The organism is Bradyrhizobium liaoningense (assembly GCF_018130825.1).
GTDB lineage: Bacteria > Pseudomonadota > Alphaproteobacteria > Rhizobiales > Xanthobacteraceae > Bradyrhizobium > Bradyrhizobium liaoningense_B.
This window is the reverse complement of record NZ_JAFCJS010000004.1, coordinates 505255-529330: the sequence shown is the minus strand read 5'-3', so window position 1 is coordinate 529330 and position 24076 is coordinate 505255. Positions and strand designations below refer to the sequence as shown.

Genomic DNA, 24076 nt, shown 5'->3' with positions numbered 1-24076 from the left:
TAGTTTGTCCGACAAACGCCATTAGGAGCTATCGTGCCCGTCGCGCCGCTGTTCCGTCCGATCGATGTCGCGCCCGCCTATCAGAAGGTCGCCGACGCCATCGAGCGCGAGATCGTCAATGGTCGCATCAAGCCGGGCGATCCCATCGGCACCGAGCACGACCTGGTCCGCCAGTTCGGCGTCAATCGTTCGACCATTCGCGAAGGCATCCGCGTGCTGGAGGAGGGCGGGCTGATCCGCCGCGATTCATCGCGCCGCCTGCATGCCTGCCTGCCGCGCTACAGCAAGCTCGCAAGCCGCCTCAGCCGCGCGCTGGTGCTGCACGAGGTCACCTTCCGCGAACTCTACGAGGCCTCGATGACGCTGGAGGTCGCCAGCATCGAGGGCGCGGTGGAGCGGGCGAGCGAGGAGAACGTCGCCGAGCTCGCCGACAATCTCGCGCGCAGCGAGGCCGTCGTTGGTAATCCCGCGATGCTTGCCGAATGCGATGCCGAATTCCATGTGCTGGTCGCAAAAGCCTCGCAGAACCGCGTGCTCCAGCTGGCGCGCGAGCCGGCGGCGCAACTGTTCTATCCGACCACCGAGATGATCGTGACCGGCGTCGCCGAAGGCGGCCCGCGCCTGGTCGCGGCGCATCGCCATCTCATCGACGCGATCCGCCGCCGTGACCGCGAAGCTGGGGTGCTGTGGACCCGCCGGCACTTGCAGGACTGGCGGCGCGGTTTCGAGAAGATCGCCTCGCTCGATCGGTCGGTCGAGCACATGTACATGGAACACGCGCAGGCGGCCCGGCGCAGATGACGCAAGATTTCAAGCAATAAACCTAACAAACAAAGACATCACACGGAGGAACACATGACCGGCGACACCGCAGCCACCATCTCGAAAGCGCGCGAGCATTCCATCGGCGATCTCTTGCGCCGCTCGGCAGGCCGCGAGCCGGCCAAGCTCGCGGTGAGCTGCGGCAATGTCAGCTGGAGCTTTGCCGAGATGGACGCGATCTGCAACCGGCTCGGCCGCGGCCTGCTTGGCCTCGGCGTGAAGAAGGGCGACCGCCTCGCCGTGCTCTCGCGCAACTCGCACGCCTTCGCGGCGCTGCGCTTCGCACTGGCGCGGATCGGCGCGGTGCTGGTGCCGATCAACTTCATGCTCAATCCGGAGGAGATCAATTTCATCCTGAAGAGCTCCGGCGCCAAGCTGCTCGCGACCGGTCCCGATTTTGTCGAGCCCGCGAAGGCCGCGAGCGCGAAGGACTGCGCCGTCGAGAAGATGATCTGGCTGCCGGGCGAGGATCCCGCGGCTGCTCCGGCCGGCCTCACCACCTTCGACGATCTTCTTGATGCTGACGGCTCGTTCCTGGATGCGTCGGTCGACAGCCGCGATCTCGCGCAGATCGTCTACACCAGCGGCACGGAGTCCCTGCCCAAGGGCGCGATGCTGACCCATGAAGCCGTCATGTGGCAGTATGTCAGCTGCGTCATCGACGGCGGCATGAGCGCGGAGGACAAGTTCCTGCATGCGCTGCCGCTCTATCACTGCGCGCAGTTAGATGTGTTCCTGGGGCCGCAAATCTATCTCGGCGCCTCCGGAGTGATCACGGGCAAGCCGACGGCCGACAACATCCTGGCGCTGATCCAGGCGCACAGGATCACGTCCTTCTTCGCGCCGCCGACGATCTGGATCGCGATGCTGCGCTCGCCGAACTTCGACAAGACCGACCTGTCGACGCTGCAGAAGGGCTATTACGGCGCCTCGATCATGCCGGTGGAAGTCTTGCTTGAACTTCAGCGCCGCTTGCCCGCCGTAAAATTCTGGAATTTCTACGGCCAGACCGAGATCGCGCCGCTGGCGACCGTGTTGCGTCCCGAGGATCAGCTGCGCAAGGCCGGCTCGGCCGGCAAGCCGGTGCTCAATGTCGAGACGCGCGTCGTCAATACTTCGATGGAAGACGTCAAGGTCGGCGAAGTCGGCGAGATCGTACATCGCTCGCCGCATCTGCTCTCCGGCTATTACAACGATCCGTTGAAGACCGCGGCGGCGTTTGCCGGCGGCTGGTTTCACTCCGGCGATCTCGCCACCGTCGATGACGAAGGCCACATCACCGTGGTCGACCGCGTCAAGGACATGATCAAGACCGGCGGCGAGAATGTCGCGAGCCGCGAGGTCGAGGAGATGGTCTATCGCATTCCCGCCGTCTCCGAGGTCGCCGTGGTCGGCCTGCCCGATCCGCGCTGGATCGAGGCGGTCACCGCCATCGTCGTGGTCAAGAGCGGGGAAAAGCTCGACGAAGACACCGTCATCAAGCACTGCGCCGGCCAGATGGCGCATTTCAAGGTGCCCAAGCGCGTGATCTTCGTGGATAGCCTGCCGAAGAATCCGAGCGGCAAGCTGCTCAAGCGCGAGCTGCGCCAGCGCTTCGTCGGCGGCGAGACGCTCGACAAGGCGGTCCAGAAGAGTTTTGGGGCATAGCAGGCGCCGTTCCGGCGCCGTCGCGGCGGGGCCCGCCTAAAGCGCGATGAGATTCGGATGAATCGTCATCGCGCTACGGGTTGTTGTTTACGCATGATCTTTCCGGAAAGCCGCTTCGCACTTTTCCGGATCATGCTTTAATCGGCCTCGCCAGCCAGCTTCCTGACGTCGTCGGGCGTCGCTCCGAAACGGCGGCGAAACGCGCGATGGAAGTAGGAGATGTCGTGAAATCCCGCGAGATGCGCGATCTCGATGATCTTGCGCGAGCGCAGGCCCGGGTTCCGAAGCAGCCGCTCGGCGCGCAGCAGGCGCTGCTCGAGCACGAAGCCGCTATAGGTGATGCCGGCCTTCTCGAACAGCAATTGGATCGTGCGCGGGCTGATGCGGTGCGCGGTCGCAAGGTCGGACAGCGACAGTGCGGCTTTGTCCAGCTGCGCCAGAATGTCGGCCTTGATGGCTTCGAAACGCGCTGCCGCAAGGCCGCGTAGCCGCGCCTCCTCGGCGACATCGCCGCGTGCTCCGATCATCAGCACGGAGAGGTCGAACAGGTGCTGCGAGACCGCATCGAGCTCCGCGGGCGCGAGCTTGTCGGCATGCGCATGCGCGAGGTCGTAATACCGCAGGAACATCGACGTGATCGGATTGGCGCCGGAGATCGACCGCGCAATCAGGTCCTCGGCATTCGGGCAGGCGCGCAGCAGGGCCTTGCGTGGCAGCAGCGCGGTCTGGAAATTGCCGTGCTTGATCTGCGTGATGCAGGCGCCCTTGATCGAGGGGTCGCCGATCGTGATGTCGCCGGCCGCGATCTCCAGCGGGCGCTTGCCCATGGCCCCGCTTAAAGCCGAATTGGGCGACATCGTAATGATCAATTCGTCGTTCGTCCCCAATGACACGAAAGACATCGGCGTGCCGAACGAGGCCGAGAGCCTGATGCGGGGTAGAATCGCCGGCGCAATGGTCCGGTGAACTCGCCCTTCGCCGACCGGCACGAAATCGACGTTCGCCACCTGACGGCAAAACTGCTCGCGCCATCTTTCATAGGCCGGACCGTTGGGGTCGCCATCGAATGAGAGTTGCGGCTGGATCATCGGTCGAGTGGGGATCGTTCGCTGAGCGATTTTCTGCAGCCAGTATCCTCGCCGCCGGGCCAGGGCGCCGCAACGAGAAAAGCGCTGGATTGCGTGATAAGCCACTCGCAACGGCGCGTTGAGACCGTGACCAGGTGCCGCAGTCTGATGGTTGCCCGGATTGACGCGTAAATTGTGCCGGTATTTCCCGCGACGATTGGTCTCAATACTTCCTCACGGTCGTCCCGAAGGCCAGCCACAGCGCGATCGACGCAAGGCCAAAGCCGCCGAGCAGCAGGAAGGTCGGGCCGTAGCCGATCCATTGCGCGATCCAGCCGCCGAGCGCGGGACTGAGGCTGGCGCCGATACCCTGCACCGTGATCACGGCACCCTGGCCGAGATTGATGCGGCCGGTGCCATTGAGCGAACGCGCGATCATGCCGGGGACCGCGACCGTTTGCAGTCCGGTACCGATGCCGTCGAGCACCTGCATCGGCACGACGCCCCACCATCCCGTGACGAAGAAGGCGAGCACGCCGCGGACGGGCAAGAACATGAAGGAGACCAGGATCACCGGCCAGTAGTTGCGCTTGCCGGCGACCTGCATCGCGATCAGCGAGGTCACGATCATCACGCCTTGCGCGATCACGACAGTGGTCGCGACGAAGCTCGGTCCGTTGGCCTGTTCCTCGGCCACGGCCGCGAGCCCGTAGAGCGGCACGATCGCGGCATTGCCGAGATGGAACAGCGCCAGCGCCAATGCCAGCACCAGAAGCGGCTTGTGCTTGAGGAGGACGGACATGCCGTCCGGCGGAGCCTTGCTGTCGTCCTCCCTGCTGCCGCGTGCGGCGCGATCATCGATCGATTTCGCCGGGATCATCATCACGCAGGCGATCGCGATGGCGCCGAACACCGCCGCCAGCACGAACACGGCGACATAGCCGAACTTGTAGCCGAGATAGCCCGACAATGCTGCGCCGACCATGTTGCCGGCGTGGTTGAAGGCCTGGTTGCGGCCGTTCAGCGCGTTGAAGCCTTTCTGCCTGGCAATGCCGAGCGTGATTCCGGTGACCGCCGGCACGATGGCGGCGCTCGCAAGCGATTGGGCGATTTGGGAGAAAGTGACGGCCCAGAAATTTTGCGAGATGAGGATGATCGCGGAGGCCGCGACCACGCAGATGCCGGGGATGACGACCCACATGCGCTTGTTGCGGCTTGCATCGATGAAGCCACCGACCGGCGTCGTGATCAGCATGCCGGCGATGTTGCCGATCGTCAGGGCCGTGCCGATCAGCCCGCTCGCCCAGCCGCGCTCCTGCAGGAACACGCCGACGAAGGGGCCGATGCCGGACTGCATGTCGGCCATGAAGAAATTGACTGCAAACAGCGGCCAGATGCGGGATGGTGAGGGGCGCGATGTCATCGAGACGCTGAAATGTTCCTGCCGGTCGAGTTGGGTCTCGTGCAAAGCTGATCGTGATGACCGGCCAATTGCGCCGGCATGGACCAGAACGTAACCTGCGCTGACAGCGTTGGTTCCTCGCCGCTTGCGTCGGCGGGACGATGTCGCGTCACGCCGTTCCGGCCTCTTTCGGATCCTGACCATGCCCCTCTGGACCTGCGAAACCTGCGGCGCGCAATTTTCGGACAGCGGACGTCCGCCCGCATCTTGTCCGATCTGCGAGGACGAACGGCAATTCGTGAACTGGAAAGGACAGAGCTTCCTGACGCGCGAAGCGCTGGCGGAACGTCACCGCGTGGTCTGGCGCGACGATCTGGGCCTCGCCGGTCTCGGGCTCGAGCCGAGCTTTGCCATCGGCCAGCGCGCGCTGCTGGTGCCGCTCAGCGAGGGATGCATGATGTGGGACTGCGTGCCGCTGGCGATGCCGGATGCAATCGCGCATGTGCGCTCGCTCGGCGGATTGAAAGCGATCGCGATCTCGCATCCGCATTATTATGGCGCGCTCGCCGACTGGAGCGATGCGTTCGGCGGTGTGCCGGTCTACCTGCATGCCGACGATCGCCAATGGGTGACGCGTTCCCATCCATCGATCGTGCACTGGACCGGCGATCGGCACCTTATCTCCGACGATGTGCTGCTGCTGCGCACCGGCGGCCATTTCGCCGGCGCCACCATGCTGCACTGGGCACGTGGCGCGGAGGGCAGGGGCGCGCTGCTCACCGGAGACATCGCGCAGGTGACGATGGACCGCCGCTTCGTCAGCTTCATGTACTCCTATCCGAACTACATGCCGCTCAACGCGGCCGCGGTGCGGCGGATCGCTGCTGCAGTCGAGCCCCTCGCGTTCGATCGCATCTACGGCGCCTGGTGGGGACGCAACATCGCCGGCGATGCCAAGGCCGCGTTCGCGGCATCGGTGGCGCGATATATCGCGGCCATCGCCTGAGACGCTTCGATCGGATTTATCTTGCCGCTCTACAATAAATGTACTAAACGTACAGTTATTTAGGGTGGCGCAATGGTGCGTCTGCGGGCCGGCATGATCGATGCATTGCCGTTACCGCGGCGCGTTGTGGCGGCCGCGTGAGCGAGGGCGGATGCATGGTGGCTGAGCGCGACTACGAGATCTTCGAGGCCGGCGACGTCGCGCTCCAGTCCGGCGCCGTCTTCCCCCAGCTGAAGCTCGCCTACAAGACCTACGGCACGCTGAGCCCGGCAAGGGACAACGTCATCCTCTATCCGACCTCGTTCAGCGCGCAGCATGTCGACACCGAGTGGCTGGTTGGGCCCGATGGCGTGCTCGATCCCGTGCGCTATTTCATCGTCATCCCAAACCTGTTCGGCAACGGCCTGTCGTCCTCGCCCTCGAATTCTGCCGCGCCGTTTCCGCAAGTCACCTATCACGACGCGATCGCCGTTCAGCACCGCCTTCTCGTCGAGCGCTTCGGCATCACAAAGCTCGCGCTGGTCTATGGTTGGTCGATGGGCGGCATGCAGGCCTATCACTGGGCGGCGCTGCACCCTGATATGGTCGAGCGTGCCGCGGTCGTCTGCGGCAGCGCGCGGTGCGCGCCCTACAATCACGTCTTCCTGGAGAGCGTGAAGGCGGCGCTCACGACCGATCCCGCTTTCCGCGACGGCCGCTTCATCGAAAGGCCCGTCGCCGGCTATCGCGCCATGGGGCGCGTCTATGCCGGCTGGGCGATGTCGCATGGCTTCTATCGCGACGAACTCTGGCGCGAGGCCGGCTTCACCTCGCTGGAGGATTATCTCGTCCGCGCATGGGACGCGACCTTCGCGCGGCGTGATGCCAACGATCTGCTGGCGCAGATCGGCATCTGGCAGCGCGGTGACATCAGCCGCTGCGAGACTTTCGGCGGCGATCTCGATCGTGCGCTCGCGGCGATCACGGCGGATATGCTGCTGATGCCGGGCGCGACCGATCGCTATTTCGACGTCCGCGACAACGAGGACGAACTCGGCAAGCTGGTCAATGCAAAGTCAGCCGTGTTGCATCCGATCCCGTCGCTGCACGGCCATCGCGCCGGCAATCCCGTCAACAACCCGCGCGACCAGGCCTTCATCAAGGCCGAGATCGCAGCGCTCCTCGCCAAATAACGCAGGCATCCGATCATGACCGACGCGACCGTTTCAGAGCCCGGCCATCGCCTGAAACCGCTGAGCCCGGCGATGCTGCGTGAATTGTCGGTGCGCTCGAATCTCAGGGGCGCGGCGCAGAGCCTCGGCCATTACGGCGTGATTGCGCTGGTCGGTGCGCTGATCTGGATGGTGACCTCGCGCTATGGCGTGCTCTGGGCGCTGCCGCTGATGGCGGTGCAGGGCTATCTCGTCGCCTTCCTGTTCATGGCGGTGCACGAGACCGCGCACAAGACCGCGTTCAAAAGCCGCAGCCTTAATCTCGCGGTCGGCTATCTCTCGGCCTTCATCATCGGATTGCCTTACGAATATTACTGCCTGTTCCACTGGGACCATCACCGCTACACCCAGGATCCAGAGAAGGACCCGGAGCTGATCGTCGGCGTGAAGCCGACGTCCGACACGCAACTTGCGATCGCCTATAGTGGCCTGCTCCAGGTCGCCGGCCGCCTGCGGCTGATGCTCGGCCATGCCGTTACCGGCAAGGTCGTCGTGCCCTGGATTCCCGAGAACAGGCGCGGCACCATCGTGGCCGAGGCGCGCGCCTATGTCGCACTCTATGCGTTGCTGTTTGCGCTCTCGCTGTGGTTCTCCTCAGCGCTGCTGCTCTGGGTCTGGATCGTGCCGCTCGTGATCGGGCAGTTCTTCCTGCGGCCCTATCTCTATGCCGAGCACACCGGTTGCGACCGCACCCGCAGCGCCTTCCAGAACACCCGCACCACCTATACCGGTGCCATCGTCAAATGGTTCGCGTGGAACATGCCCTACCATGTCGAGCATCACGCCTATCCCTCGATTCCCTTTCATGCCCTGCCGAAGCTGAACGGGATCGTCGACGGCGAGATCGTCTATCGCGGCCGCGGCTACATCAGGACGACGCGCGAGACCTGGGCCTGGTTTCGCCGGCAGCGGCAAGCCAGCTCACCAAAGGCTTGAGCAAACGCAAAACTCCGGCCGCGATGCGACCGGAGCTTTGTCGTGACGGCGATATCAGTAGATCCCGTAAGCGCAGACGTTCACGACGCGGACACGCAGGCCGTGACGGGTCTGGACGACGCGCTCCTGGTAGCAGTTGCTGACGCCGGTGTTGACGTAGATGCCGCCGAAGCCATAGCCCGGGCCCCAGCCGTGACCCCAGTGATGATGATGGAAACCGCCGGCCGAGGCGGCGGTGGGGGCGAGCGCGGCAACGCCGAGCGAGCCGGCAGCGATCAGACCAAGAGCAAGCTTACGAAACATCTTCATTCTCCAATATGGCGCGAGGCCGTTGTTGTGTCCCTGCATCTCGGTCGGCCTGAATCGCGAATGCGTTCACGGCCTGACCTGAGAATCGTGTTTCAGGATTGTTTCGTCGGCCGCGGGAGGGTGCGCCGCGATCAGGCTTTCTGCGCCGCGCCATAACGCGCGGCCATGGCGCGGGTCATCTCGGCCATCTTCTCGCGCAGATCGGCCGGCTCCAGCACTTCGGCCTCGGGGCCGAGCCGCAGCAATTCGGCCGCGGCGTGCCATGACGTCTTGCCGGTCGGCACCCGCGCGATGCGCCAGCCGTCTGCGTCAGTGGTCTCTTCGATCTCGGTGCGCGCCTTGACGTAAGGCTGGCTCAACGCGTCCAGCAGCTTGACGCCGAATGGCGACAGCCGGACGACCGCGACATTGGGATGCATCTCCGCTTCGAGGCGAAGTGTCGCAGCCTGCCAATAGGCCGCGAGATCGAAATCGGCAGGACGATCGAAGCGGTCGTCGAGCGCGGTGCAGTCGAGCACGCGCGCCACGCGATAGGTGCGTACGCTGCCGTCGACTTGCCCCGCGAGGTACCAGCTGCCGCCCTTCAGCACGAGGCCGAGCGGAGCGACACGGCGCTGCTTCTCCGCGCGCCAGCTCCGGTAGCGGATCTTGATCAGCGTCCCGCGCAGCACCGCGCCGGCGATGATGCGCAGATGCTTCGGCTCTTCCGCCTCGCCGAACCAGCCCGGTGCGTCCAGGTGAAAGCGCTCCTGCATCCGCCCGGCGTCCTCGCGCAGATTCGCGGGCAGCGCGGCCATCAGCTTGTTCTGCGCGGCGAGCATGGCCGCATCGAGCCCGAGGGCCGCGGCCGGGCCGGGGAGTCCGGAAAGGAACAGCGCTTCCGCCTCGTTCTGCGACAGGCCGTTGAGCCGGACGCGATAGCCGTCGAGCAGGCGATAGCCGCCCTCCGCACCGCGGTCGGCATAGACAGGAACGCCGGAGGCCGCGAGCGCGTCGATGTCGCGATAGATCGTACGCACCGACACCTCGCAAGTCTCCGCGAGCTCGGGCGCGGTGACCTGCCCCCTGGCCTGGAGGGTGGTGAGGATCGACAGCATCCGGCTCGCGCGCATGATGCCTTAAAGCATACCTGACACAGGATGTCAGGTATGGGCCGCTACAAGATGCGCCTCGCCAGACGGCACCCGAGGAGACCCCCATGACCGCTTCGAACCGCATCACGCTGTATTATTCGCCCCAGACGCGCGCCACCGGCACGCGGGTGCTGCTGGAGGAACTGGGCGCGCCTTACGATCTCCAAATCCTCAACATGAAGGCCGGCGAGCAACGCCAGCCCGCTTATCTCGCCGTCAATCCGCTCGGCAAGGTGCCGGCGGTCCGCTACCACGGGGAGCTCGTGACCGAGCAGGTCGCGATCACCATCTTTCTCGCCGATCTCTTCCCGCAGGCGGGGCTGACGCCCGGGCTGGACGATCCGCTGCGTGGTCCGTACCTGCGCTGGATCGCCTATTACGGCGCCTCGTTCGAGCCGGCCTTGATCGACAAATTCATGCAGCGCGAGCCGGCCCCGGTCACGCAATCGCCCTATGCCGATTACGACACCATGCTCGGTGCGCTGGAGACGCAATTGTCGAAGGGCCCGTATCTGCTCGGCGAGCGCATGACGGCTGCGGACGTGTTGTGGGGCGTCGCCTTCAGCTGGACCATGATGTTCGGCATCGTGCCGAAAAAAGATGTATTCGTTCGCTATGCCGAGCGCATGACGTCGCGTCCCGCGTTCCAGCGGATCAATGCGGCGGATGACGAGATGGCGGCGCAGCATGCTGCGGCTGTTGGGGGGTGAATGAACCAGGCTTGTAGATGACGAAGACGACGCACACGACCAACTGCTTCAACACCTTTATCCGGGTTGCTGAGGACTGTCCCGCGCGCACTGGCGAGGAGCCGCCGCTGCGCGCGGGGAAGCCGACGGTGGCATGCCTGCAATATGGAATGATCGCCAAGGCACCCTACACATACACGTCCGACGACGTGATCTTCGCGACGTCAGCCGCGGGACGCGCCCTCGATGTGAAGGCGACGACAGCGGAGAAGCATGCGGCCCGTGAAGCGTTCTTCTCCCGCGGGCAGGCGTGCATGAGGGCGTCGAGCCTGGGCAAGCGCTTCGGCTGGGGCGTTCATGCCGACGGTGAGGGGCGGATCGCGATCTATGCCATCGACAGCAAACGCTACCGGGCGCTCGTCCGCGATCCCAAGCTCACGCAGGTGCGCGCGATGCGGTCGAGGCGGGCGTGATCAGAATTTTGGCGGCCGCTTCTCCGCGAACGCCTTGATGCCCTCCTTGATCTCGTCGCCGCGCATGCTGTCGCGGTGGCGCTGGTCGGCCGCCGCTTCGTCCAGCTCGCCGCGGGCGAATTCGTTGATGGCGCGCTTCATGCCGCGCATCGCCTGCGGCGCGTTGCCGGCGAGGATATTGGCGAGCCTGTCGACCTCCTCGTCGAGCGTCTCTTCCGGCACCATGGCGGTGAGATAGCCGATGCGCAGCATCTCGGGAGCGCTGATCTTCTGCGCGGTCAAAAACAGCTTCTTTGCATTGTCGAGGCCGAGGCGGGTGACGTAGCGTTTGATGCCGCTCGGGTAATAATGCAGCCCGAGCCGCGCCGCCGGCATGAACATCTCGGCGGTATCGACGCCGATGCGGAAATCGCAGGCGAGCGCGAGGTCGGTCGAGCCGCCATAGACGCCGCCGTTGAGCCGGCAGATCGTCGGCACGCCCAGATCCTCGAGCCGGTTGACGACCACCTCGAAGGCGGAGCCCGCGCTCTGCTGCTCGTTCGCGCTCACCGCGCGCTCGGCGACCGAATTGAGATCGTAGCCGGCGGAGAAGGCGCGGCCCGTGCCGGTCAGCACCAGCACGCGGATGGCAGGGTTGGCCTCGATGGCATCAAATAGCTTGACCAGCTCGCCGAGATCTTCCGCTTGAAGCCGGTTGAGATGTTTGGGCCGGTTGAGGCGGATGGTGGCGCGTGCAGCTGTGATCTCGAGCACGGGGCCCGATGCCGCGTCGGCTGTATCCGACATTCTTGTCTCCTTTTATTTGTTTTCGAGCGCGCGCCGTTTTGCTTCGGCATCGATGGTCTCGGCGAGATCGGGATGCCGTGCCATCAGCACGCGGAAGTCGACGAGGTCGAGCACCAAGAGCCGCGACACCTTCGTGGTCGAGACGTTGGCGCCGCGCATGTTGTTGCCGAGCAGCGCCATCTCGCCGAAGAAGGCGCCCTCGCCGAGCTGCACCTTCTTGCCGGGCAGGTCGACCTCGACCTCGCCGGCGGCGATGAAATACATGCAGTCGCCCTGAGCGCCCTTGCGGATGATCATGGTGCGCGCCGGCAGCTCCATGGTGCGGAGCATGTGGGTGACGTCGGCGATGGCGGCAGGTCCGAGCGCTGCGAAGAACGGCACCTTGCTGACCGATTCCCAGGTCTTGAGGAAATTGTCGCGCCGCGTCTCCGCGGCAAAGCCGGTCGCCAGAATACCGGTCCAGAGGCCGAACACGCCGAGGCCGGAGATCATCACCAGCGCCGCCACGATGCGCCCCAGCGGTGTGACCGGGACGACGTCGCCGTACCCCGTCGTGGTGAGGGTTACGACGGCCCACCACAGTGCGGCCGGGACGCTGCCGAACGTCTGCGGCTGCACGTCCCGCTCCAGGAAATATTCGGCGACGGAGGCGAGGAAGACCACCATCAGGAAGATCACGAGCACGCTGAGCAGCGGTCCCGATTCCAGCACCAGCACGCGACGGAGCTGCCGCAGGCCTGGAATGCCCGGCACCACCTTCAGCACCCAGAGCACGCTGAGCAGCCAGGCCGTCTTCGGCGCGACGCCGAGAACCAGCGCAACGGGCACGGCCAGCGCCCCGACCGCGTCGACGATGCCGGCGGAGGAGGACATGTAGAGCGCAAGGCGCCCCGTTCGCGCCATGTGGCGCAGCCGGACCAGCCATTCGAACACGAAGTAGACGAGACAGGCCCAGAGCAGGCCGTGGACCCAGCTGCTCGCCTCATTGGCCCGGTTGTCCGTCAGCAGCACCATGCTGAGTACGCCGACGCCGACGGCCGCATAGGCCGCCTTGGTCATGTTGCGGCCGGCTGTGGCGGCCACGAACTGGGCCAGTGCGGAGATCAGCGGCTTCGACATGTGGGAAGGCGGCTCGGTTTTGGCTTTTGCGGTCCCGGCTGGAACCTCCGCGCCAAAGTGCCTCCCCGGGCCGGGGCCGTCAACGACGGGCGCTGGCTGAAGCATCGGCGAATCGGAGCGACGAAGGCGGGGGCGATGGTTGGCCGAGGCGTTACCTGAAATGCGGCGGCTCGTCGTAGCCGCGGCGGCTGCTGAAGAACAGCAGGACCATCAATCCGATGCCGACGATGACGGAAAATCCGGCTCCCAGGGCGAGGGCCACATAGCCTTCCGTCGGGATCGGCTCGCCTTCGACCGCCATCGCGGAATAAGCGAAATAGCCAACGGCCGCCAGCATTCCCAGGAGGAAGCTCACGAGGAGTATACGCATGGCGCGTTTCTCCAGTTGTATCGGGTAACCAACGGTTGCGGATCGGACCGGTTCCTGGCGTGGAGCCCGCCAAAGCGGGCGTTTCGAGGGATGCCGGCAAGGAAAATCCGCCTAGCCCCTTGAGGGGGCAACGCTGCGATCAAGCGCTCTGCGCGGTCTTCACCACCACGACATTGCTGTCGTCGTGCGGGGATGCTGCGGCGTCGCGGGCGGCCTTCTCGGCTTCGCCGGCGTGGCGCTTGAGGTAGTCGCGGCGCATGCCGATCTCGTCGCGGACGAATTCGTAGCCGAGCTTGAATGTGTCGAGCCCGTCGGTACTGATGGTGCCGTCTCTGAGGCCGATGACGGCGCCGCGTAAAATGCCTTCCAGCTCGTCCTGCAGGCATTCGAGCTGATCCAGCGAATGGGCGTGCTCGATGCGCTCGCCGATGTCGAGGATGGCGGTGGCGAGCTCGCTGGCCTTCTCCGGCGCGATCCTCGTGATCTTGGCGTAGATCGCGGCGAAGATCGAGCCGATGACGCTGAGCGCGGCGGCGCCCAGATACATCAGGTCGCTGTACTTATCCATGAACGACTTGGTGTCGTCGTTGATGTAGTCGGCCGCACCCTGATGCGCCATCACGAAGGCGTCCTTCTCGACGGAAGCCGGCTCGATCCTGCTGGCGAAGCCGCTGTCGAGCCTGAGGGCGGACTTGTTCTCGTAGATGGTACGCGCCAGCTCGCCCGCCGTGCTCACCGACATCCGGGATTGCGTGACCAGCAGCCATTCGAGCCCGATCGTATCGAGATCGTCGTCGGGAATTTCAGGCGAGGCCGACAGCGTTCCTGCCGTCAGCGTCTCTTCGGAAATGCCGGGGAATTTGCGCGCGAGCGCCTTGGCTTCGTCGATGGCATTGAGCGTGAAGCCGCCGCGTTTGGCGACCTGCTCATAGCTCTTGTCGCGCACCGCTTTCGAGGCGTGGACGATGGCGATCACCGCACCGAAGCCGTTTGCCGGCGCAAACAGCTTGTCGAGCGTTGCGCCCTGCGGCGCCATCTGGATCTTCGCGGCATCGGGCCCCTCGGGAATGTCGAGGATGCCGCGGACGAAGGCGAGCGAGGATTCGTTCTCGGCGATGACCGCGACCTTTTTCTTCTTCAGCTCGGCGAGCGACTTGATCTTCTTGTTGCCGGGTCCGAGCAGGAGCACGAGGTCGTGCTCGAGAATTGCGAGCGTGCGCGCCCGTAGCGGCACCTTGGCGTCGGTGCGCAGCACGGCGAGGTCGGCCTGCCTGCGGTCGAACTGCGCCAGCGCCTTGGTGTTATCAGGGTTGTTGACGATCTTGATTCGGAAGCGCGAGGCGTTGTTCTTCAGCACCGCGGCGAGCTTGGCCGCGAACAGCGCCTCGTCGCTGTTGGGGGCGCCGACGGCAAAGGTCAGCGTCTCCGAATTGTGCAGCATGGCGCGGCCGCCCCAGACGGTGGCGAGCGACAGCAGCAGGGTCAGCACGACGTAGAGCAACACCTGTTGCTGGTTGGTCTTGATCACCTTGGGGCGCCGCGGCGGCGGTTCGGTCGGTGACGAATTGGGGCCTTCAGTACTCATGGCAGCACTCTTGGCCTTATTCTTTGGTGGCGGGCGGCTCGCTGGTGTGATCACCGCGGACGCCCTGTAATTCGTAAACGCCTGAAAAAAGAACGATATTCCCTGTCGTCGATGATACCGCGAAGGTCGCGGAATGCAAATTTCGAGCCGGAGGTAACCTTACTCGACGCGGGCGCGGCGATTGGTCATCCTATCACCAGTTAGCCACAGTTTGCGATTTTCCGGTTCCCCCCGGCTGCATTCCGCCGCGGGAGATGTCATAAATTGCCCGTCCCGGCGATTTGACCGGTCCAAGAAGAAGTTGCGCTGAACGCTCCAATCTTTCTTGTCACGTCAATGAGGGCGTCAGCTTTGTCGTTTCCATCCCTGTCATCGGCGGTTCCGGTCGAAGCGCTCATTGGCTGGATGCTGCTGCTCACCTTCAAGCACATCATCGCCGATTTCGTCCTCCAGACCGCCTGGATGGCGCATGGCAAGGACCAGAAGCACGGCTGGGCCCTGCCGCTGCTGGTGCATTGCCTGGTTCACCTTGCGGTCGCGCTGCCGCTGATCGTGATCGTCGCGCCGAAATTCTGGTTCGTGGCCTTCATCGATTTCGCGATCCACATCACGATCGACCGCGCCAAGGGATTCGTCTCCGCCAATTTCGGCGTCGACCTTGCGCATCCCTGGTTCTGGACCCTGATCGGCGTCGACCAGGCGCTGCACCACCTGACCGGCTTCGGCCTCTCCATCTTCATGGCGGCGAACTGAGGCTCGCCACGGCTGGCTGCTCGGCCTTCATGGTTCGAGACGCGCCGTAAGGCGGCGCTCCTCACCATGAGGGTCTGGCATTTCGCTGCGCACCAAGTCCTCATCCTGAGGGCCCGCCGAAGGCGGGCGTCTCGAAGGATGGCCGCAGGGAAGCTGCCTGCCGGGCCCCTCTGATTCGCGGGCAGCGCGCAAGGACCCCGGGTGACTACCGCCCAGCGTGGTTAACCTTTCATTAGAGAATTGCGCTGCATCTTCCGCACACGAGGGAGAACTGCAATGTTTTCAAGCCGCGACGCCTTTGAAAGCGATTTCTGCCCGGTTCGCGACGAACTCCTTGGCGAGATGTATCGCGCCAGCGAGAGCGGCCTGCCGAGGCTGGTTGAGAGTGTTTCCCCTGACGCGCGCGCCAGGCTGGCGCTGTTCTGCTACCGCCGCAGCCATCTGCACTCGCTGGCGGTCGCGATCGCAGCAAGCTGCAGCGAGCGCGACCTGATCGAGAACGGCGGCCGCGTCGGCTCGACGCTCTACGCGCTGTCGCGTGCGAGCTCGGCCAAATCATCGCCGTCGCTGTCGGGGGGCCGCAAGCCGATCACGCTGTCGACCAAGCCATTGTCGGTGCTCGCACCGCTCGATGATGAGATCGACGACGAGATCAGCGAAGCCGTCCTGGCCTAAGCAGACTGTATAACTGGCAGCCCGAACTTCCGCCGCGCCATCGCGCATTCGGCGTCGCCAGGCATGCAGGTGCGGCACACTTCCGGCCGTACCGCATAGATGCCGCACGCGGTCGCCTTGCCGATCTCTCCCTGCAATGCCACGCAGCGATCGCCCTCGCAACGCATGCCGGACTGGCGGTCGTTGACCAGCGCTTCGGGAATCGCGGCAAGCTCCTCGTCGCTCTCGATCGAAAAGCGCGGCCAGTTCTGCGAATAGCCGCAGCAGGCGCCGCAACTCTGGCAGTAGGCCGAGAGATCGATTTCCTCCATCGCGCTCACGTGTCCTTCGGCGGGCCCCAGACCAGGCTCTGCCGCCACCTCGCGCGCAGCACGTCGCGCCGCTCCGGATATCGTTCGTCGAGATAGGTCGCGTCCACCACGCGGTCGGTGCGGAAGCTGCGGAAATCGCTGCGCAGCTCGCACCAGGCCGCGAGCAGGCGCACGGCTTCGAGATAGCCGACCGAGATCGGCCAGATCATGCGTTCGCTGGCGCGGCCCTGCTCGTCGCGATAGCGCAGCATGATCTTCTTGCCCTCATGGATCTGGGTGCGCGTGCGCACCATGTCGAGGCGATCGGGCTCCCTGTTCCAGCTAGGCCGCGCCCGGCTGGCGGGCTCCAGCACGAACGGGCGCAGGCGCTCGGGGACGGTGTCGGCGATCTTGGCCATCAGGTCTTCGGCCGCGCGCGCGAGCGCCGAATCGGCATGGCCCGCGACCCATTGCGCGCCCAGCACCGCCGCCTCGATCTCGTCGGGCGTCAGCATCAAAGGCGGCAGGTCAAATCCCTTTTCCAGGATGTAGCCCATGCCGGCCTCGCCGCGGATCGGCACGCGCTGGCCGATCAGCGTCGCGATATCGCGGTAGATCGTGCGCTTCGAGGTCTCGAGCTCGGCCGCAATCGCGTCCGCCGTCAGCGGCTTCCGCGTGCGCCGGAGCACCTGGATGATCTGAAACAGCCGGTCGGCGCGTCTCATGACAATTCTCTTATCGGGGGCGGTTCAGAAAGCGGCGCGTTGCTGCTGACAGGATGTTGGCAGCAGGGGGGTTCTATACCGGGACAACACATCGACTGAAGAGGATTTGTCCATGATCGTTCCAACCCATTTCGGCCCGGTTGTCCCGATGTTGCGGGCGCAACTGTGGTCCGCCCAGGCGTTCGGCCGCCTTGTTTCGCTCGATCTCATGGCCGTTGATCTCCGATTTGCGCTCGCCAGCGTGGCGGCACGCTCGCTGACCCAGGCCGCGGACGCGCTGGTCCGTCATGTGATGGGCCGCGCCTGGCGGGGGGCCCGCTTCGCAGAAGATATCACGGCTGCTGCCACCATGGTGGCAGCAGCCCGGCACTAGGTTCCGTCAAGTTTTCGGCAGACCAGGAGAACGCGCATGATGATCACGCTTTACGGCTTTGGCACCGGCTTCGGCCTGCCGGAAATCAGCCCCTTCGTCACCAAGACCGAGGTGCAGCTCAAGATGGCGGGGCTGCCCTACCGCAAGGAGCGCGCAATGCCGCCCGCCTCCCCAAAGGGGCAATTGCCGTTCATCGACGATGGCGGCGAGGCGGTGGCTGATTCCACCTTCATCCGCGCCCATATCGAGCGCCGCTACGGCTTCGATTTCGACGCCGGCCTCTCCTTGGCTGAGCGTGCGCAGGCCTGGGCGTTCGAGCGGATGATCGAGCATCATGTCTATTGGGCGCTGGTCGGCGCGCGCTGGGTCGATCCGGTCAACTTCGCCAAGGGGCCCGCGCATTTCTTCGACGGCGCACCGGAGCACAACCGCGAAAAGCTGCGCGAGGACGCGCAGTTCCGCGTCGCCGAGAACTATCTGCTCTCCGGCCTCGGCCGCCATGCGCCCGATGACGACGTCGATCTCGCGGTGCGCTCGCTGCTCGCGCTGTCGGTGCAGCTCGGCGACAAGGCCTACCTGATGGGCAACAAGCCCTGCGGCGTCGATGCGACAGCTTTCGGCGCGCTCGCAGGGATTTTGACGCCGTTCTTCGAATCCGGGCTGCGACAGCGGGCCGAGGGATTTCCGAACCTCACGGCGTATGTCGACCGCATGATGGATAGCTATTATCCGGAGTTCGCCTGGACCCCGCTGCGGCAGGCGGCTTAGGCGCTCACGCGGATTGCAAATGAAAAGAGCCGGCCCATCGGGCCGGCTCTCGTCGTGTCAAATCTCTCGCTGCGCCTACTTCACCAGCGTGTACTTGCCGTTCTTCACGGTGAGCAGGATGCGCGAGCGCTCGTCGAGGCCGTAGCGGTCCTTTTCGGTGAAGTTGTAGACGCCCTGGCTCGCCGCCAGCTCCTTCTCCGTCAGCAGAGCCTGACGGATCGCTTCGCGGAATTCCGGCGTGCCGGGTTTTGCGGTTTTCAGCGCGGTCGGGATGATGCGCTTGAGGATCTCGAACGCATCGTAGGAGTGGCCGGCGAACTGGCTGCGGCTGTTCGGGCCATACTTGGCTTCATAGGCGGTGTTGAGCGCAAGGCCCGGTTTCTTGGTGGCGGCCTCGTCCGGCTGGTCCTCGGGGTCCATGACGGGACCGGAGGCCATCAGCACGCCCTCGGCCGCTTTGCCGGCGATGCGGATGAAGTCCATGCTGGCGGCACCGTGGGTCTGGTAGATCAGGCCCTGATAGCCGCGCTCGCGCAGCTCGGTCTGCGGCAGCGCGGCCGCGGTGCCGGAGGCGCCGACCAGGATCGCGTCGGGATTGGCGGCGACGAGCTTGAGCACCTGGCCGGTCACCGACGTATCCGGACGGGCAAAGCGCTCCTCGTCGACGATGGTCATGCCCATCGGCACCGCCTGTGCCTTCAGATCGTTGAACCAGAGGTCGCCATAGGAGTCGGAATAGCCGATATAGCCGAGGGTCTTGATGCCCTTCGACTTCATGTGGTCGTACAGCACCTTGCCGACGATCGGGATCGGCTGCGGCATCGCAACCGACCACTTCATGCGCTCCGGCGTGATCGGGAAGGGCGCCAGACCAAAGTGCGGGATGCCGGCTTCGTTGGCGACGTTGGAGACCGCGATGGTCGGCGGCGTCAGCGCCGAACCCATGATGATGTCGGCCTTGGATTCAGTCACGAAGCGGCGGGCGTTGGTGGTCGCGGTGGTGGGATCGCCGCCGTCGTCGAGCACGATCACCTTCAGCGGCACGCCGCCGATCTCCTTCGGCACGAATTCCAGCGCGTTGCGCTCGGGAATGCCGAGGGCCGCGCCCGGGCCGGTCGTGGTGGTGGTGATGCCGATGGTGATTTCGCTGGTCTGGGCCAGCGCGGGCAGCGCCGGCAGTGCAAGCGTCGCCGCGGCAATGGCGGCGGTCAGGTAAAAGCGTTTCATCTATTCCTCCCTTGACGTGTTTTCTTTGAAAGCAGAAATCGGACGTGAATTCAGCCCCGTCTTTTGGTGATGCGGCGATTTAGCTTCCCGTGAATTTGGCGACCATTTCCTGCGGAAACGGTGCCGATTTCAGCTTGTCGGGGTTGGCAGGATCGCGGCCGACCAGGACGCGGGTCTCGAAACCCTCGATCGCCAGCGCCTCGCCCTTGTAGACGTTGTGCTTCACCTCGAAGCTCGAGCGCTTGATGCTCTCGATCTTCGTTTCGATGGTGATCCAGTCGCCATAAGTCGAGGGGATGTAGAACTTGGCCCGCGTGTCGACCATGGGGATTCCCACCAGGCCGTATCTGCGGACCAGGTCCTGCTTGGAGAAGCCGGCGACCTCGAACAGGGTCGAGGTCGAATCGTCGAACATCGCGAAGTAGCGCGGGTAGTAGACGATATTGGCGGGGTCGCAATCACCCCACTGGATCTGGACCTCGCGCCGGTTCACGAACATGTGGCGCGCTCTACTTCGGCGCCATGCGCAGCGAGCCGTCGAGGCGGACCACTTCGCCGTTCAGGTAGGCGTTCTCGACCATGTGCAGCGCGAGCGCGGCGAACTCGTCGGCCTGGCCGAGCCGGCGCGGGAAGGGGATCGCTGCGGCGAGCGAGTCCTGTGCTTCCTGCGGCAGGTTCGCGAGCAGCGGCGTCAGGAACAGGCCGGGCGCGATGGTCAGCACGCGGACGCCGAACTGCGCGAGCTCGCGCGCGATCGGCAGCGTCATGCCGACGATGCCGCCCTTGGACGCCGAATAGGCCGACTGGCCGATCTGGCCGTCATAGGCGGCGACGGAGGCGGTGTTGATGATGACGCCGCGCTCGCCGGTCGCCTGCGGCTCGAGCTTGGACATCTCGGTCGCGGCAAGGCGCAGCATGTTGAAGGTGCCGATCAAATTGACCCTGATCACCTTGTCGAAATCGGCGAGCGCCATCGGACCGTCGCGGCCGACGACGCGCTTGGCAACGCCGATGCCGGCGCAATTGACCAACACGCGCGCCGGGCCATGGGCCTTGGTCGCCTGCGCGATCGCGGCCTCCGCGGAAGCGGCGTCGGAGACGTCGCAGGTCACGGCGACGCCCTTGATCTCGGCGGCAACGGTTTCAGCGAGCTTGGCATTGAGGTCGCACACCGCGACCCTGGCGCCCTGCGCCGCCAGCTTTCGCGCGGTGGCAGCGCCCAGTCCCGATGCGCCGCCGGTGACGATGGCTGCCTGATCCTTCAACAACATGGCGTTCTCCTTTGGCGATGGTTTCTTAGCCGACCGATATCACACGGTCCGACGGATTGGCAGCGTAGAGCTCGTCGATCAAGGCGGTACGATGCTCCAGCACCGCGCGCTGGTTGATCGAGCCCTTGTCGGTGACCTCGCCCTTGTCGATCGACAGCGGCGTATCCATCAGGATCGCGCGCGTGATCCTCGTCGAGGATCCCGTGGCCTGGCTGAGGAAGCGGGTCAGGCGCTCGCGAAAGGCCTCGCGCACCAGGCGGTCGCGCGTGGCGACGACGAGATCGTCCGCCGGCAGCGTCGGGTTGATCAGGCGACAGCCGTCGAGATCGAGCACGATCAGCGCGGAGACCTCGTCGCGGTTGATGCCGGCGATGACGACGTCGCGCACCAGCGGCGCGCAGGCCGCGGTGAGGCGCGCGCGCAGGGGGCCGACGCTGACCCAGGTGCCGCTGGCGAGCTTGAAGTCCTCGCTGACGCGGCCGTCGAAATCGAAGCCGGCGTTGAAATCGTCAGGGTCGGACGGCTTCAGCGCGTCGCCCATCTTGTAAAATCCTTCCTCGTCGAAGGATTTCGCGGTGATGTCGGGTTGGCGCCAGTAGCCGGGCATCACGTTCGGCCCCTTGGCGCGGACCTCGAGCTTGCCGTTGTTCGGCACCAGCTTGGCGTCGTTGCCCGAGACCGGCAGGCCGACATGGCCGGAGCGGCTGGTGCGCGGATTGACCGACATGAAGAATGGCGAGGTCTCGGTCGCGCCAAGGCCGGTCAGCATCGGCACGCGATAGCCCTTCTCCTTCACCGCGAGCTCGTCGAGGCTGTTCCAGACGAACGGCGACAGCGCCGCGCCCGAGAAGAACATCGCATGCAGCCGGTCGAAGAACTTCGCGCGCAGGCCCTGATCGTCGCGCAAGTATGGCAGCAGCGATTCATAGCCCTTGGGCACGTTGAAATAGACCGTCGGCGAAATCTCCTGGAGATTGCGTACGGTCTCCTCGATGCCTCCAGGCACCGGCTTGCCGGCGTCGAGATACATCGAGCCGCCATTGTAGAGCGTCAGGCCGATATTGTGGTTGCCGCCAAAGGTGTGGTTCCAGGGCAGCCAGTCGATGATGACGGGCGGCTCGTCCTTGAGGAAGGCGAGCGTCTCGCGCAGCATCACCTGGTTGGCGCAGATCATGCGCTGGGTATTGATGACGGCCTTGGGATTGCCGGTCGACCCGGAGGTCAGCAGGAATTTTGCGATGGTATCAGGGCCGATCTTGCCGTGCACCGCGTCGAGATCGCCGTGGATCGGCGTCGCCATGAGATCGGCGAGCAGGGTGACGTCGCGGCCCGGCACGGTGCCCCAGGATACCGCGATCTCGGTGCCGAGCGCGACATTGGCCGCGAGCGCGTCGGCGAACTTGCCGGCGTCCTCGGCGAAGACGAGGCCCGGCGTCAGCAGCTTCATCAGGTAAGACAGCTTGCCGTAATCCTTCGACACCAGCGAATAGGCCGGCGACACCGGGCAGAACGGAACGCCGGCGTAGAACGCGCCGAAGGCTAGCAGCGCATGGTCGATCGAATTGCCTGAGAGGATCACGACAGGCCGCTCGGCCGACAGGCCGCGCGCGATCAGGCTCGATGCAATGTGCCGGCTCGCCGTGAGCAGCTCGGCATAGGTGATCTTGCGCCAGCCGCGGCCGCCCTCGCGCTCGGCCATGAAGACGCGGTCCGGCGTCGTCGTCGCCCAATGATGCAGGCGGTCGGTGATGCGGACCGGATAGTCGCCGAGCGGCTGCTTCGGCCGCAGGTAGATCGTGCCGTCGTCGCGTCGCTCGACATTGACGACGGGATCGCCGAACGAAATGGGCCGCAGCGGAGAATTGCTCGCGCCGCGCTCCATGCTGGAAGAGGACGGCTGCGCGCTCATGATTTGGGCTTCACCTTGGCGGTCTTGTGCTCGAGGAATTCGCGGATCCTGCGCTTGGCTTCCTTGTCGCTCTGCGCGACGGTGGCCATCAGCGATTCCATCAGAAGGCCGGTCTGCGGATTGGCTTCCGCGATCATCGGCAGCGCCTGGAGCACGGCGAAATTCGTCAGCGGCGCATTGGAGGCGATCTTGGTCGCAAGCTCCAGCGCCTTGCCGAGCCCGTTGCCGGCCTCCGTCAGATATTGCGCGAAGCCGTAGGAAGCGCCTTCGGTCGCGCTGTAGACGCGGCCGGTCAGCATCATGTCCATCATCCTGGCAACGCCGATCAGCCGCGGCAGCCGCACCGAGCCACCGCCGCCGACGAAGATGCCACGCTGCCCCTCCGGCAGTGCGAAATAGGTCGAGGGCTCGGCGACGCGGATATGCGCCGCGCAGGCAAGCTCCAGCCCGCCGCCGATCACCGCGCCCCTGAGCGCCGCGATGACAGGCACGCGGCTGTACTGGATGCGGTCGAACACCCGGTGCCACATCTGGGAATGAAGGAGGCCGCCGGTGGCGTCGTGCTCGGTCAGTTCGGACAGGTCGAGGCCTGAGGAGAAATGGTCGCCGATGCCGTGGATGACGACCGCGCCGATGTCCTCGGGCAGGGAGGCAAAACACTCGCCGATTTCCAGGATGATACCGTCATTGAGCGCATTGCGCTTGGCCGGCCGGTTCAGACCCACGGTCAGAACCCGGTCCGCCCGCTCGATCCTCAAAAGCCCGGAGGCGCCCGCAGCAGCGGTCTCGGCGTTTCCCTGTGTCATTTGCGTCCTTATCAGAATAGTTATGTTGTATAACGAATTTTGGAGGAGTCAAGGAGGGGGCTGAGGTCAGGTGGGCAAAAGCCGTCCTCCAAATTGGGTGTCGTCCCGGCGAAGGCCGGGACCCATACCCCCAGGGAGAAGTTTGGCGAAGGCCCGTCGTTCGGTATTCCGACCGACCGCAATCGATAGATCACGCGGTATGGGTCCCGGCCTTCGCCGGGACTACGGCCCGCCCCCTCACACCACCTGATGCACGTCGATCACGACGCGATCCGCATGCCGCGCCGCTGAGCCAACGAAAATGTGCTGCATCAGCCAGCGATACCTCTCGTGCCCCGTCTCGAACTTCGGCACCGTGCGGAAATAGATCAGCTTGGGATCGACCGGCTCGCCGCGCTTGAGCTTTTGCAGGAGCTCGACAGGCCCGAAGCGCATGCCCTTGTTCTCGACATAGACGACGGCGCCGTCGTCGGTCTCGAAGGCGTACTTCGCTTCGAGGTCGATCAGCTCGTTGGGGCGGATGGTCTGGAAGTCGGCGCCGAACGGCAGCACCTTGCCGGTGATCGCACCCGTCACTTCGCCGCCGATGATCGGAATGATGCGGCGAACGCCAATGCCGGTTTCGCCGGCGGTGATGACCTCGCCGATGCGCGCGGTGATGGTGAAGACGTATCTGGTTTCGAGGGTCGGTGTCATCGGTCACCTCTTAACTGACTATGACGAA

At 64.9% G+C, this 24076-nt stretch carries 27 protein-coding genes; 11 read left to right on the top strand and 16 right to left on the bottom strand.

Features of this window, described 5'->3' with window-relative positions:
- The first annotated feature begins 33 nt into the window (after positions 1–33).
- Positions 34–801, top strand: a complete 768-nt coding sequence (locus JQ603_RS21180; protein WP_211412408.1) for a FadR/GntR family transcriptional regulator — start codon at positions 34–36, stop codon at positions 799–801.
- A gap of 54 nt (positions 802–855) precedes the next feature.
- The gene (locus JQ603_RS21175) at positions 856–2469 is read left to right on the top strand and encodes an acyl-CoA synthetase (RefSeq protein WP_212342245.1); all 1614 of its coding nucleotides are present in this window, start codon (positions 856–858) and stop codon (positions 2467–2469) included.
- Between the two features lie 137 nt (positions 2470–2606).
- Here the strand turns inward: JQ603_RS21175 and JQ603_RS21170 are convergent, their stop codons facing one another.
- Positions 2607–3557, bottom strand: coding sequence for an AraC family transcriptional regulator (locus tag JQ603_RS21170; RefSeq protein ID WP_212342243.1), 951 nt, complete (start codon positions 3555–3557; stop codon positions 2607–2609).
- Positions 3558–3759: 202 nt separating this feature from the next.
- Complete coding sequence (locus JQ603_RS21165) at positions 3760–4959, bottom strand: MFS transporter (RefSeq protein ID WP_212342241.1); 1200 nt, start codon at positions 4957–4959, stop codon at positions 3760–3762.
- A gap of 181 nt (positions 4960–5140) precedes the next feature.
- On the opposite strand from JQ603_RS21165, the gene JQ603_RS21160 reads away from it, so the two are divergent.
- The 3 genes from JQ603_RS21160 (at position 5141) to JQ603_RS21150 (ending at position 8091) form a co-directional block, all read left to right on the top strand.
- Positions 5141–5944 carry an MBL fold metallo-hydrolase gene (locus JQ603_RS21160; protein ID WP_212342239.1) on the top strand — a complete coding sequence of 268 codons (804 nt, stop codon included), beginning with the start codon at positions 5141–5143 and terminating at the stop codon, positions 5942–5944.
- 155 nt (positions 5945–6099) lie between these two features.
- Positions 6100–7116, top strand: coding sequence for an alpha/beta fold hydrolase (locus tag JQ603_RS21155; protein ID WP_212342237.1), 1017 nt, complete (start codon positions 6100–6102; stop codon positions 7114–7116).
- 15 nt (positions 7117–7131) lie between these two features.
- The gene (locus JQ603_RS21150; RefSeq protein WP_212342235.1) at positions 7132–8091 is read left to right on the top strand and encodes a fatty acid desaturase; all 960 of its coding nucleotides are present in this window, start codon (positions 7132–7134) and stop codon (positions 8089–8091) included.
- 54 nt (positions 8092–8145) lie between these two features.
- On the opposite strand, the gene JQ603_RS21145 is transcribed toward JQ603_RS21150, so the two are convergent.
- Together JQ603_RS21145 and JQ603_RS21140 are read right to left on the bottom strand one after the other, a co-directional pair.
- Positions 8146–8394: a hypothetical protein gene (locus JQ603_RS21145; RefSeq protein WP_212342234.1), complete on the bottom strand. Its 249-nt coding sequence runs from the start codon at positions 8392–8394 to the stop codon at positions 8146–8148.
- 137 nt (positions 8395–8531) lie between these two features.
- Positions 8532–9512 carry a helix-turn-helix transcriptional regulator gene (locus tag JQ603_RS21140; RefSeq protein ID WP_212342233.1) on the bottom strand — a complete coding sequence of 327 codons (981 nt, stop codon included), beginning with the start codon at positions 9510–9512 and terminating at the stop codon, positions 8532–8534.
- Between the two features lie 86 nt (positions 9513–9598).
- Here JQ603_RS21140 and JQ603_RS21135 point away from each other — a divergent pair, with 86 nt between their 5' ends.
- Positions 9599–10243, top strand: coding sequence for a glutathione S-transferase family protein (locus tag JQ603_RS21135; protein ID WP_212342232.1), 645 nt, complete (start codon positions 9599–9601; stop codon positions 10241–10243).
- Between the two features lie 17 nt (positions 10244–10260).
- The gene (locus tag JQ603_RS21130) at positions 10261–10695 is read left to right on the top strand and encodes a DUF6157 family protein (protein ID WP_212342231.1); all 435 of its coding nucleotides are present in this window, start codon (positions 10261–10263) and stop codon (positions 10693–10695) included.
- Here JQ603_RS21130 and JQ603_RS21125 read toward each other — a convergent pair whose 3' ends face one another.
- The 4 genes from JQ603_RS21125 to JQ603_RS21110 form a co-directional block, all read right to left on the bottom strand.
- The gene (locus JQ603_RS21125) at positions 10696–11481 is read right to left on the bottom strand and encodes an enoyl-CoA hydratase/isomerase family protein (protein ID WP_212342230.1); all 786 of its coding nucleotides are present in this window, start codon (positions 11479–11481) and stop codon (positions 10696–10698) included.
- A gap of 12 nt (positions 11482–11493) precedes the next feature.
- Positions 11494–12600, bottom strand: coding sequence for a cyclic nucleotide-gated ion channel (locus JQ603_RS21120; protein WP_212342229.1), 1107 nt, complete (start codon positions 12598–12600; stop codon positions 11494–11496).
- 151 nt (positions 12601–12751) lie between these two features.
- On the bottom strand, positions 12752–12970 hold the full coding sequence (locus tag JQ603_RS21115) for a hypothetical protein (RefSeq protein ID WP_212342227.1): 219 nt from the start codon (positions 12968–12970) through the stop codon (positions 12752–12754).
- Between the two features lie 139 nt (positions 12971–13109).
- A complete protein-coding gene (locus JQ603_RS21110) occupies positions 13110–14555 on the bottom strand; it encodes a TAXI family TRAP transporter solute-binding subunit (protein WP_212342225.1) in 1446 nt (481 codons plus the stop codon).
- A gap of 405 nt (positions 14556–14960) precedes the next feature.
- Here JQ603_RS21110 and JQ603_RS21105 point away from each other — a divergent pair, with 405 nt between their 5' ends.
- Both JQ603_RS21105 and JQ603_RS21100 read left to right on the top strand, forming a co-directional pair.
- Entirely contained in the window at positions 14961–15308 is a 348-nt protein-coding gene (locus JQ603_RS21105) for a DUF3307 domain-containing protein (RefSeq protein ID WP_174221653.1), read from the top strand.
- Positions 15309–15584: 276 nt separating this feature from the next.
- The gene (locus JQ603_RS21100; RefSeq protein ID WP_212342223.1) at positions 15585–15983 is read left to right on the top strand and encodes a hypothetical protein; all 399 of its coding nucleotides are present in this window, start codon (positions 15585–15587) and stop codon (positions 15981–15983) included.
- Here the strand turns inward: JQ603_RS21100 and JQ603_RS21095 are convergent.
- Positions 15980–16294 (bottom strand): YkgJ family cysteine cluster protein, encoded by a 315-nt coding sequence (locus JQ603_RS21095; RefSeq protein WP_212342464.1) that lies wholly within the window; start codon positions 16292–16294, stop codon positions 15980–15982. The two genes, JQ603_RS21100 and JQ603_RS21095, sit on opposite strands and share 4 nt — an antisense overlap.
- 5 nt (positions 16295–16299) lie before the next feature.
- On the bottom strand, positions 16300–16998 hold the full coding sequence (locus JQ603_RS21090; protein ID WP_183249310.1) for a helix-turn-helix transcriptional regulator: 699 nt from the start codon (positions 16996–16998) through the stop codon (positions 16300–16302).
- 112 nt (positions 16999–17110) lie between these two features.
- Here JQ603_RS21090 and JQ603_RS21085 point away from each other — a divergent pair, with 112 nt between their 5' ends.
- Together JQ603_RS21085 and JQ603_RS21080 are read left to right on the top strand one after the other, a co-directional pair.
- Positions 17111–17371: a hypothetical protein gene (locus JQ603_RS21085; protein WP_212342221.1), complete on the top strand. Its 261-nt coding sequence runs from the start codon at positions 17111–17113 to the stop codon at positions 17369–17371.
- A 39-nt stretch (positions 17372–17410) separates the two neighbouring features.
- On the top strand, positions 17411–18139 hold the full coding sequence (locus JQ603_RS21080; RefSeq protein ID WP_212342463.1) for a glutathione S-transferase family protein: 729 nt from the start codon (positions 17411–17413) through the stop codon (positions 18137–18139).
- A 75-nt stretch (positions 18140–18214) separates the two neighbouring features.
- On the opposite strand, the gene JQ603_RS21075 is transcribed toward JQ603_RS21080, so the two are convergent.
- The 6 genes from JQ603_RS21075 to JQ603_RS21050 form a co-directional block, all read right to left on the bottom strand.
- Positions 18215–19366, bottom strand: a complete 1152-nt coding sequence (locus JQ603_RS21075; RefSeq protein ID WP_212342219.1) for an ABC transporter substrate-binding protein — start codon at positions 19364–19366, stop codon at positions 18215–18217.
- Between the two features lie 79 nt (positions 19367–19445).
- Entirely contained in the window at positions 19446–19865 is a 420-nt protein-coding gene (locus tag JQ603_RS21070; protein ID WP_212342217.1) for an acyl-CoA thioesterase, read from the bottom strand.
- 10 nt (positions 19866–19875) lie between these two features.
- Positions 19876–20637: an SDR family NAD(P)-dependent oxidoreductase gene (locus JQ603_RS21065; protein ID WP_212342215.1), complete on the bottom strand. Its 762-nt coding sequence runs from the start codon at positions 20635–20637 to the stop codon at positions 19876–19878.
- A 25-nt stretch (positions 20638–20662) separates the two neighbouring features.
- Positions 20663–22546, bottom strand: coding sequence for a feruloyl-CoA synthase (locus JQ603_RS21060; RefSeq protein WP_212342213.1), 1884 nt, complete (start codon positions 22544–22546; stop codon positions 20663–20665).
- Positions 22543–23352: a crotonase/enoyl-CoA hydratase family protein gene (locus JQ603_RS21055; RefSeq protein ID WP_212342212.1), complete on the bottom strand. Its 810-nt coding sequence runs from the start codon at positions 23350–23352 to the stop codon at positions 22543–22545. Before JQ603_RS21055 ends, JQ603_RS21060 begins: the two co-directional genes overlap by 4 nt.
- A 237-nt stretch (positions 23353–23589) precedes the next feature.
- On the bottom strand, positions 23590–24048 hold the full coding sequence (locus tag JQ603_RS21050; RefSeq protein WP_212342211.1) for a DUF3237 domain-containing protein: 459 nt from the start codon (positions 24046–24048) through the stop codon (positions 23590–23592).
- Between the last annotated feature and the right edge of the window lie 28 nt (positions 24049–24076).

What these genes read in the sequence shown, in the direction of transcription:
- JQ603_RS21175 (WP_212342245.1), top strand. Translation starts at nt 856, where the DNA reads ATGACCGGCGACACCGCAGCCACCATCTCGAAAGCGCGCGAGCATTCC.
- JQ603_RS21170 (WP_212342243.1), bottom strand. Translation starts at nt 3,557, where the DNA reads ATGATCCAGCCGCAACTCTCATTCGATGGCGACCCCAACGGTCCGGCC.
- JQ603_RS21165 (WP_212342241.1), bottom strand. Translation starts at nt 4,959, where the DNA reads ATGACATCGCGCCCCTCACCATCCCGCATCTGGCCGCTGTTTGCAGTC.
- JQ603_RS21160 (WP_212342239.1), top strand. Translation starts at nt 5,141, where the DNA reads ATGCCCCTCTGGACCTGCGAAACCTGCGGCGCGCAATTTTCGGACAGC.
- JQ603_RS21155 (WP_212342237.1), top strand. Translation starts at nt 6,100, where the DNA reads ATGGTGGCTGAGCGCGACTACGAGATCTTCGAGGCCGGCGACGTCGCG.
- JQ603_RS21150 (WP_212342235.1), top strand. Translation starts at nt 7,132, where the DNA reads ATGACCGACGCGACCGTTTCAGAGCCCGGCCATCGCCTGAAACCGCTG.
- JQ603_RS21145 (WP_212342234.1), bottom strand. Translation starts at nt 8,394, where the DNA reads ATGTTTCGTAAGCTTGCTCTTGGTCTGATCGCTGCCGGCTCGCTCGGC.
- JQ603_RS21140 (WP_212342233.1), bottom strand. Translation starts at nt 9,512, where the DNA reads ATGCGCGCGAGCCGGATGCTGTCGATCCTCACCACCCTCCAGGCCAGG.
- JQ603_RS21135 (WP_212342232.1), top strand. Translation starts at nt 9,599, where the DNA reads ATGACCGCTTCGAACCGCATCACGCTGTATTATTCGCCCCAGACGCGC.
- JQ603_RS21130 (WP_212342231.1), top strand. Translation starts at nt 10,261, where the DNA reads ATGACGAAGACGACGCACACGACCAACTGCTTCAACACCTTTATCCGG.
- JQ603_RS21125 (WP_212342230.1), bottom strand. Translation starts at nt 11,481, where the DNA reads ATGTCGGATACAGCCGACGCGGCATCGGGCCCCGTGCTCGAGATCACA.
- JQ603_RS21120 (WP_212342229.1), bottom strand. Translation starts at nt 12,600, where the DNA reads ATGTCGAAGCCGCTGATCTCCGCACTGGCCCAGTTCGTGGCCGCCACA.
- JQ603_RS21115 (WP_212342227.1), bottom strand. Translation starts at nt 12,970, where the DNA reads ATGCGTATACTCCTCGTGAGCTTCCTCCTGGGAATGCTGGCGGCCGTT.
- JQ603_RS21110 (WP_212342225.1), bottom strand. Translation starts at nt 14,555, where the DNA reads ATGAGTACTGAAGGCCCCAATTCGTCACCGACCGAACCGCCGCCGCGG.
- JQ603_RS21105 (WP_174221653.1), top strand. Translation starts at nt 14,961, where the DNA reads ATGCTGCTGCTCACCTTCAAGCACATCATCGCCGATTTCGTCCTCCAG.
- JQ603_RS21100 (WP_212342223.1), top strand. Translation starts at nt 15,585, where the DNA reads ATGTTTTCAAGCCGCGACGCCTTTGAAAGCGATTTCTGCCCGGTTCGC.
- JQ603_RS21095 (WP_212342464.1), bottom strand. Translation starts at nt 16,294, where the DNA reads ATGGAGGAAATCGATCTCTCGGCCTACTGCCAGAGTTGCGGCGCCTGC.
- JQ603_RS21090 (WP_183249310.1), bottom strand. Translation starts at nt 16,998, where the DNA reads ATGAGACGCGCCGACCGGCTGTTTCAGATCATCCAGGTGCTCCGGCGC.
- JQ603_RS21085 (WP_212342221.1), top strand. Translation starts at nt 17,111, where the DNA reads ATGATCGTTCCAACCCATTTCGGCCCGGTTGTCCCGATGTTGCGGGCG.
- JQ603_RS21080 (WP_212342463.1), top strand. Translation starts at nt 17,411, where the DNA reads ATGATCACGCTTTACGGCTTTGGCACCGGCTTCGGCCTGCCGGAAATC.
- JQ603_RS21075 (WP_212342219.1), bottom strand. Translation starts at nt 19,366, where the DNA reads ATGAAACGCTTTTACCTGACCGCCGCCATTGCCGCGGCGACGCTTGCA.
- JQ603_RS21070 (WP_212342217.1), bottom strand. Translation starts at nt 19,865, where the DNA reads ATGTTCGTGAACCGGCGCGAGGTCCAGATCCAGTGGGGTGATTGCGAC.
- JQ603_RS21065 (WP_212342215.1), bottom strand. Translation starts at nt 20,637, where the DNA reads ATGTTGTTGAAGGATCAGGCAGCCATCGTCACCGGCGGCGCATCGGGA.
- JQ603_RS21060 (WP_212342213.1), bottom strand. Translation starts at nt 22,546, where the DNA reads ATGAGCGCGCAGCCGTCCTCTTCCAGCATGGAGCGCGGCGCGAGCAAT.
- JQ603_RS21055 (WP_212342212.1), bottom strand. Translation starts at nt 23,352, where the DNA reads ATGACACAGGGAAACGCCGAGACCGCTGCTGCGGGCGCCTCCGGGCTT.
- JQ603_RS21050 (WP_212342211.1), bottom strand. Translation starts at nt 24,048, where the DNA reads ATGACACCGACCCTCGAAACCAGATACGTCTTCACCATCACCGCGCGC.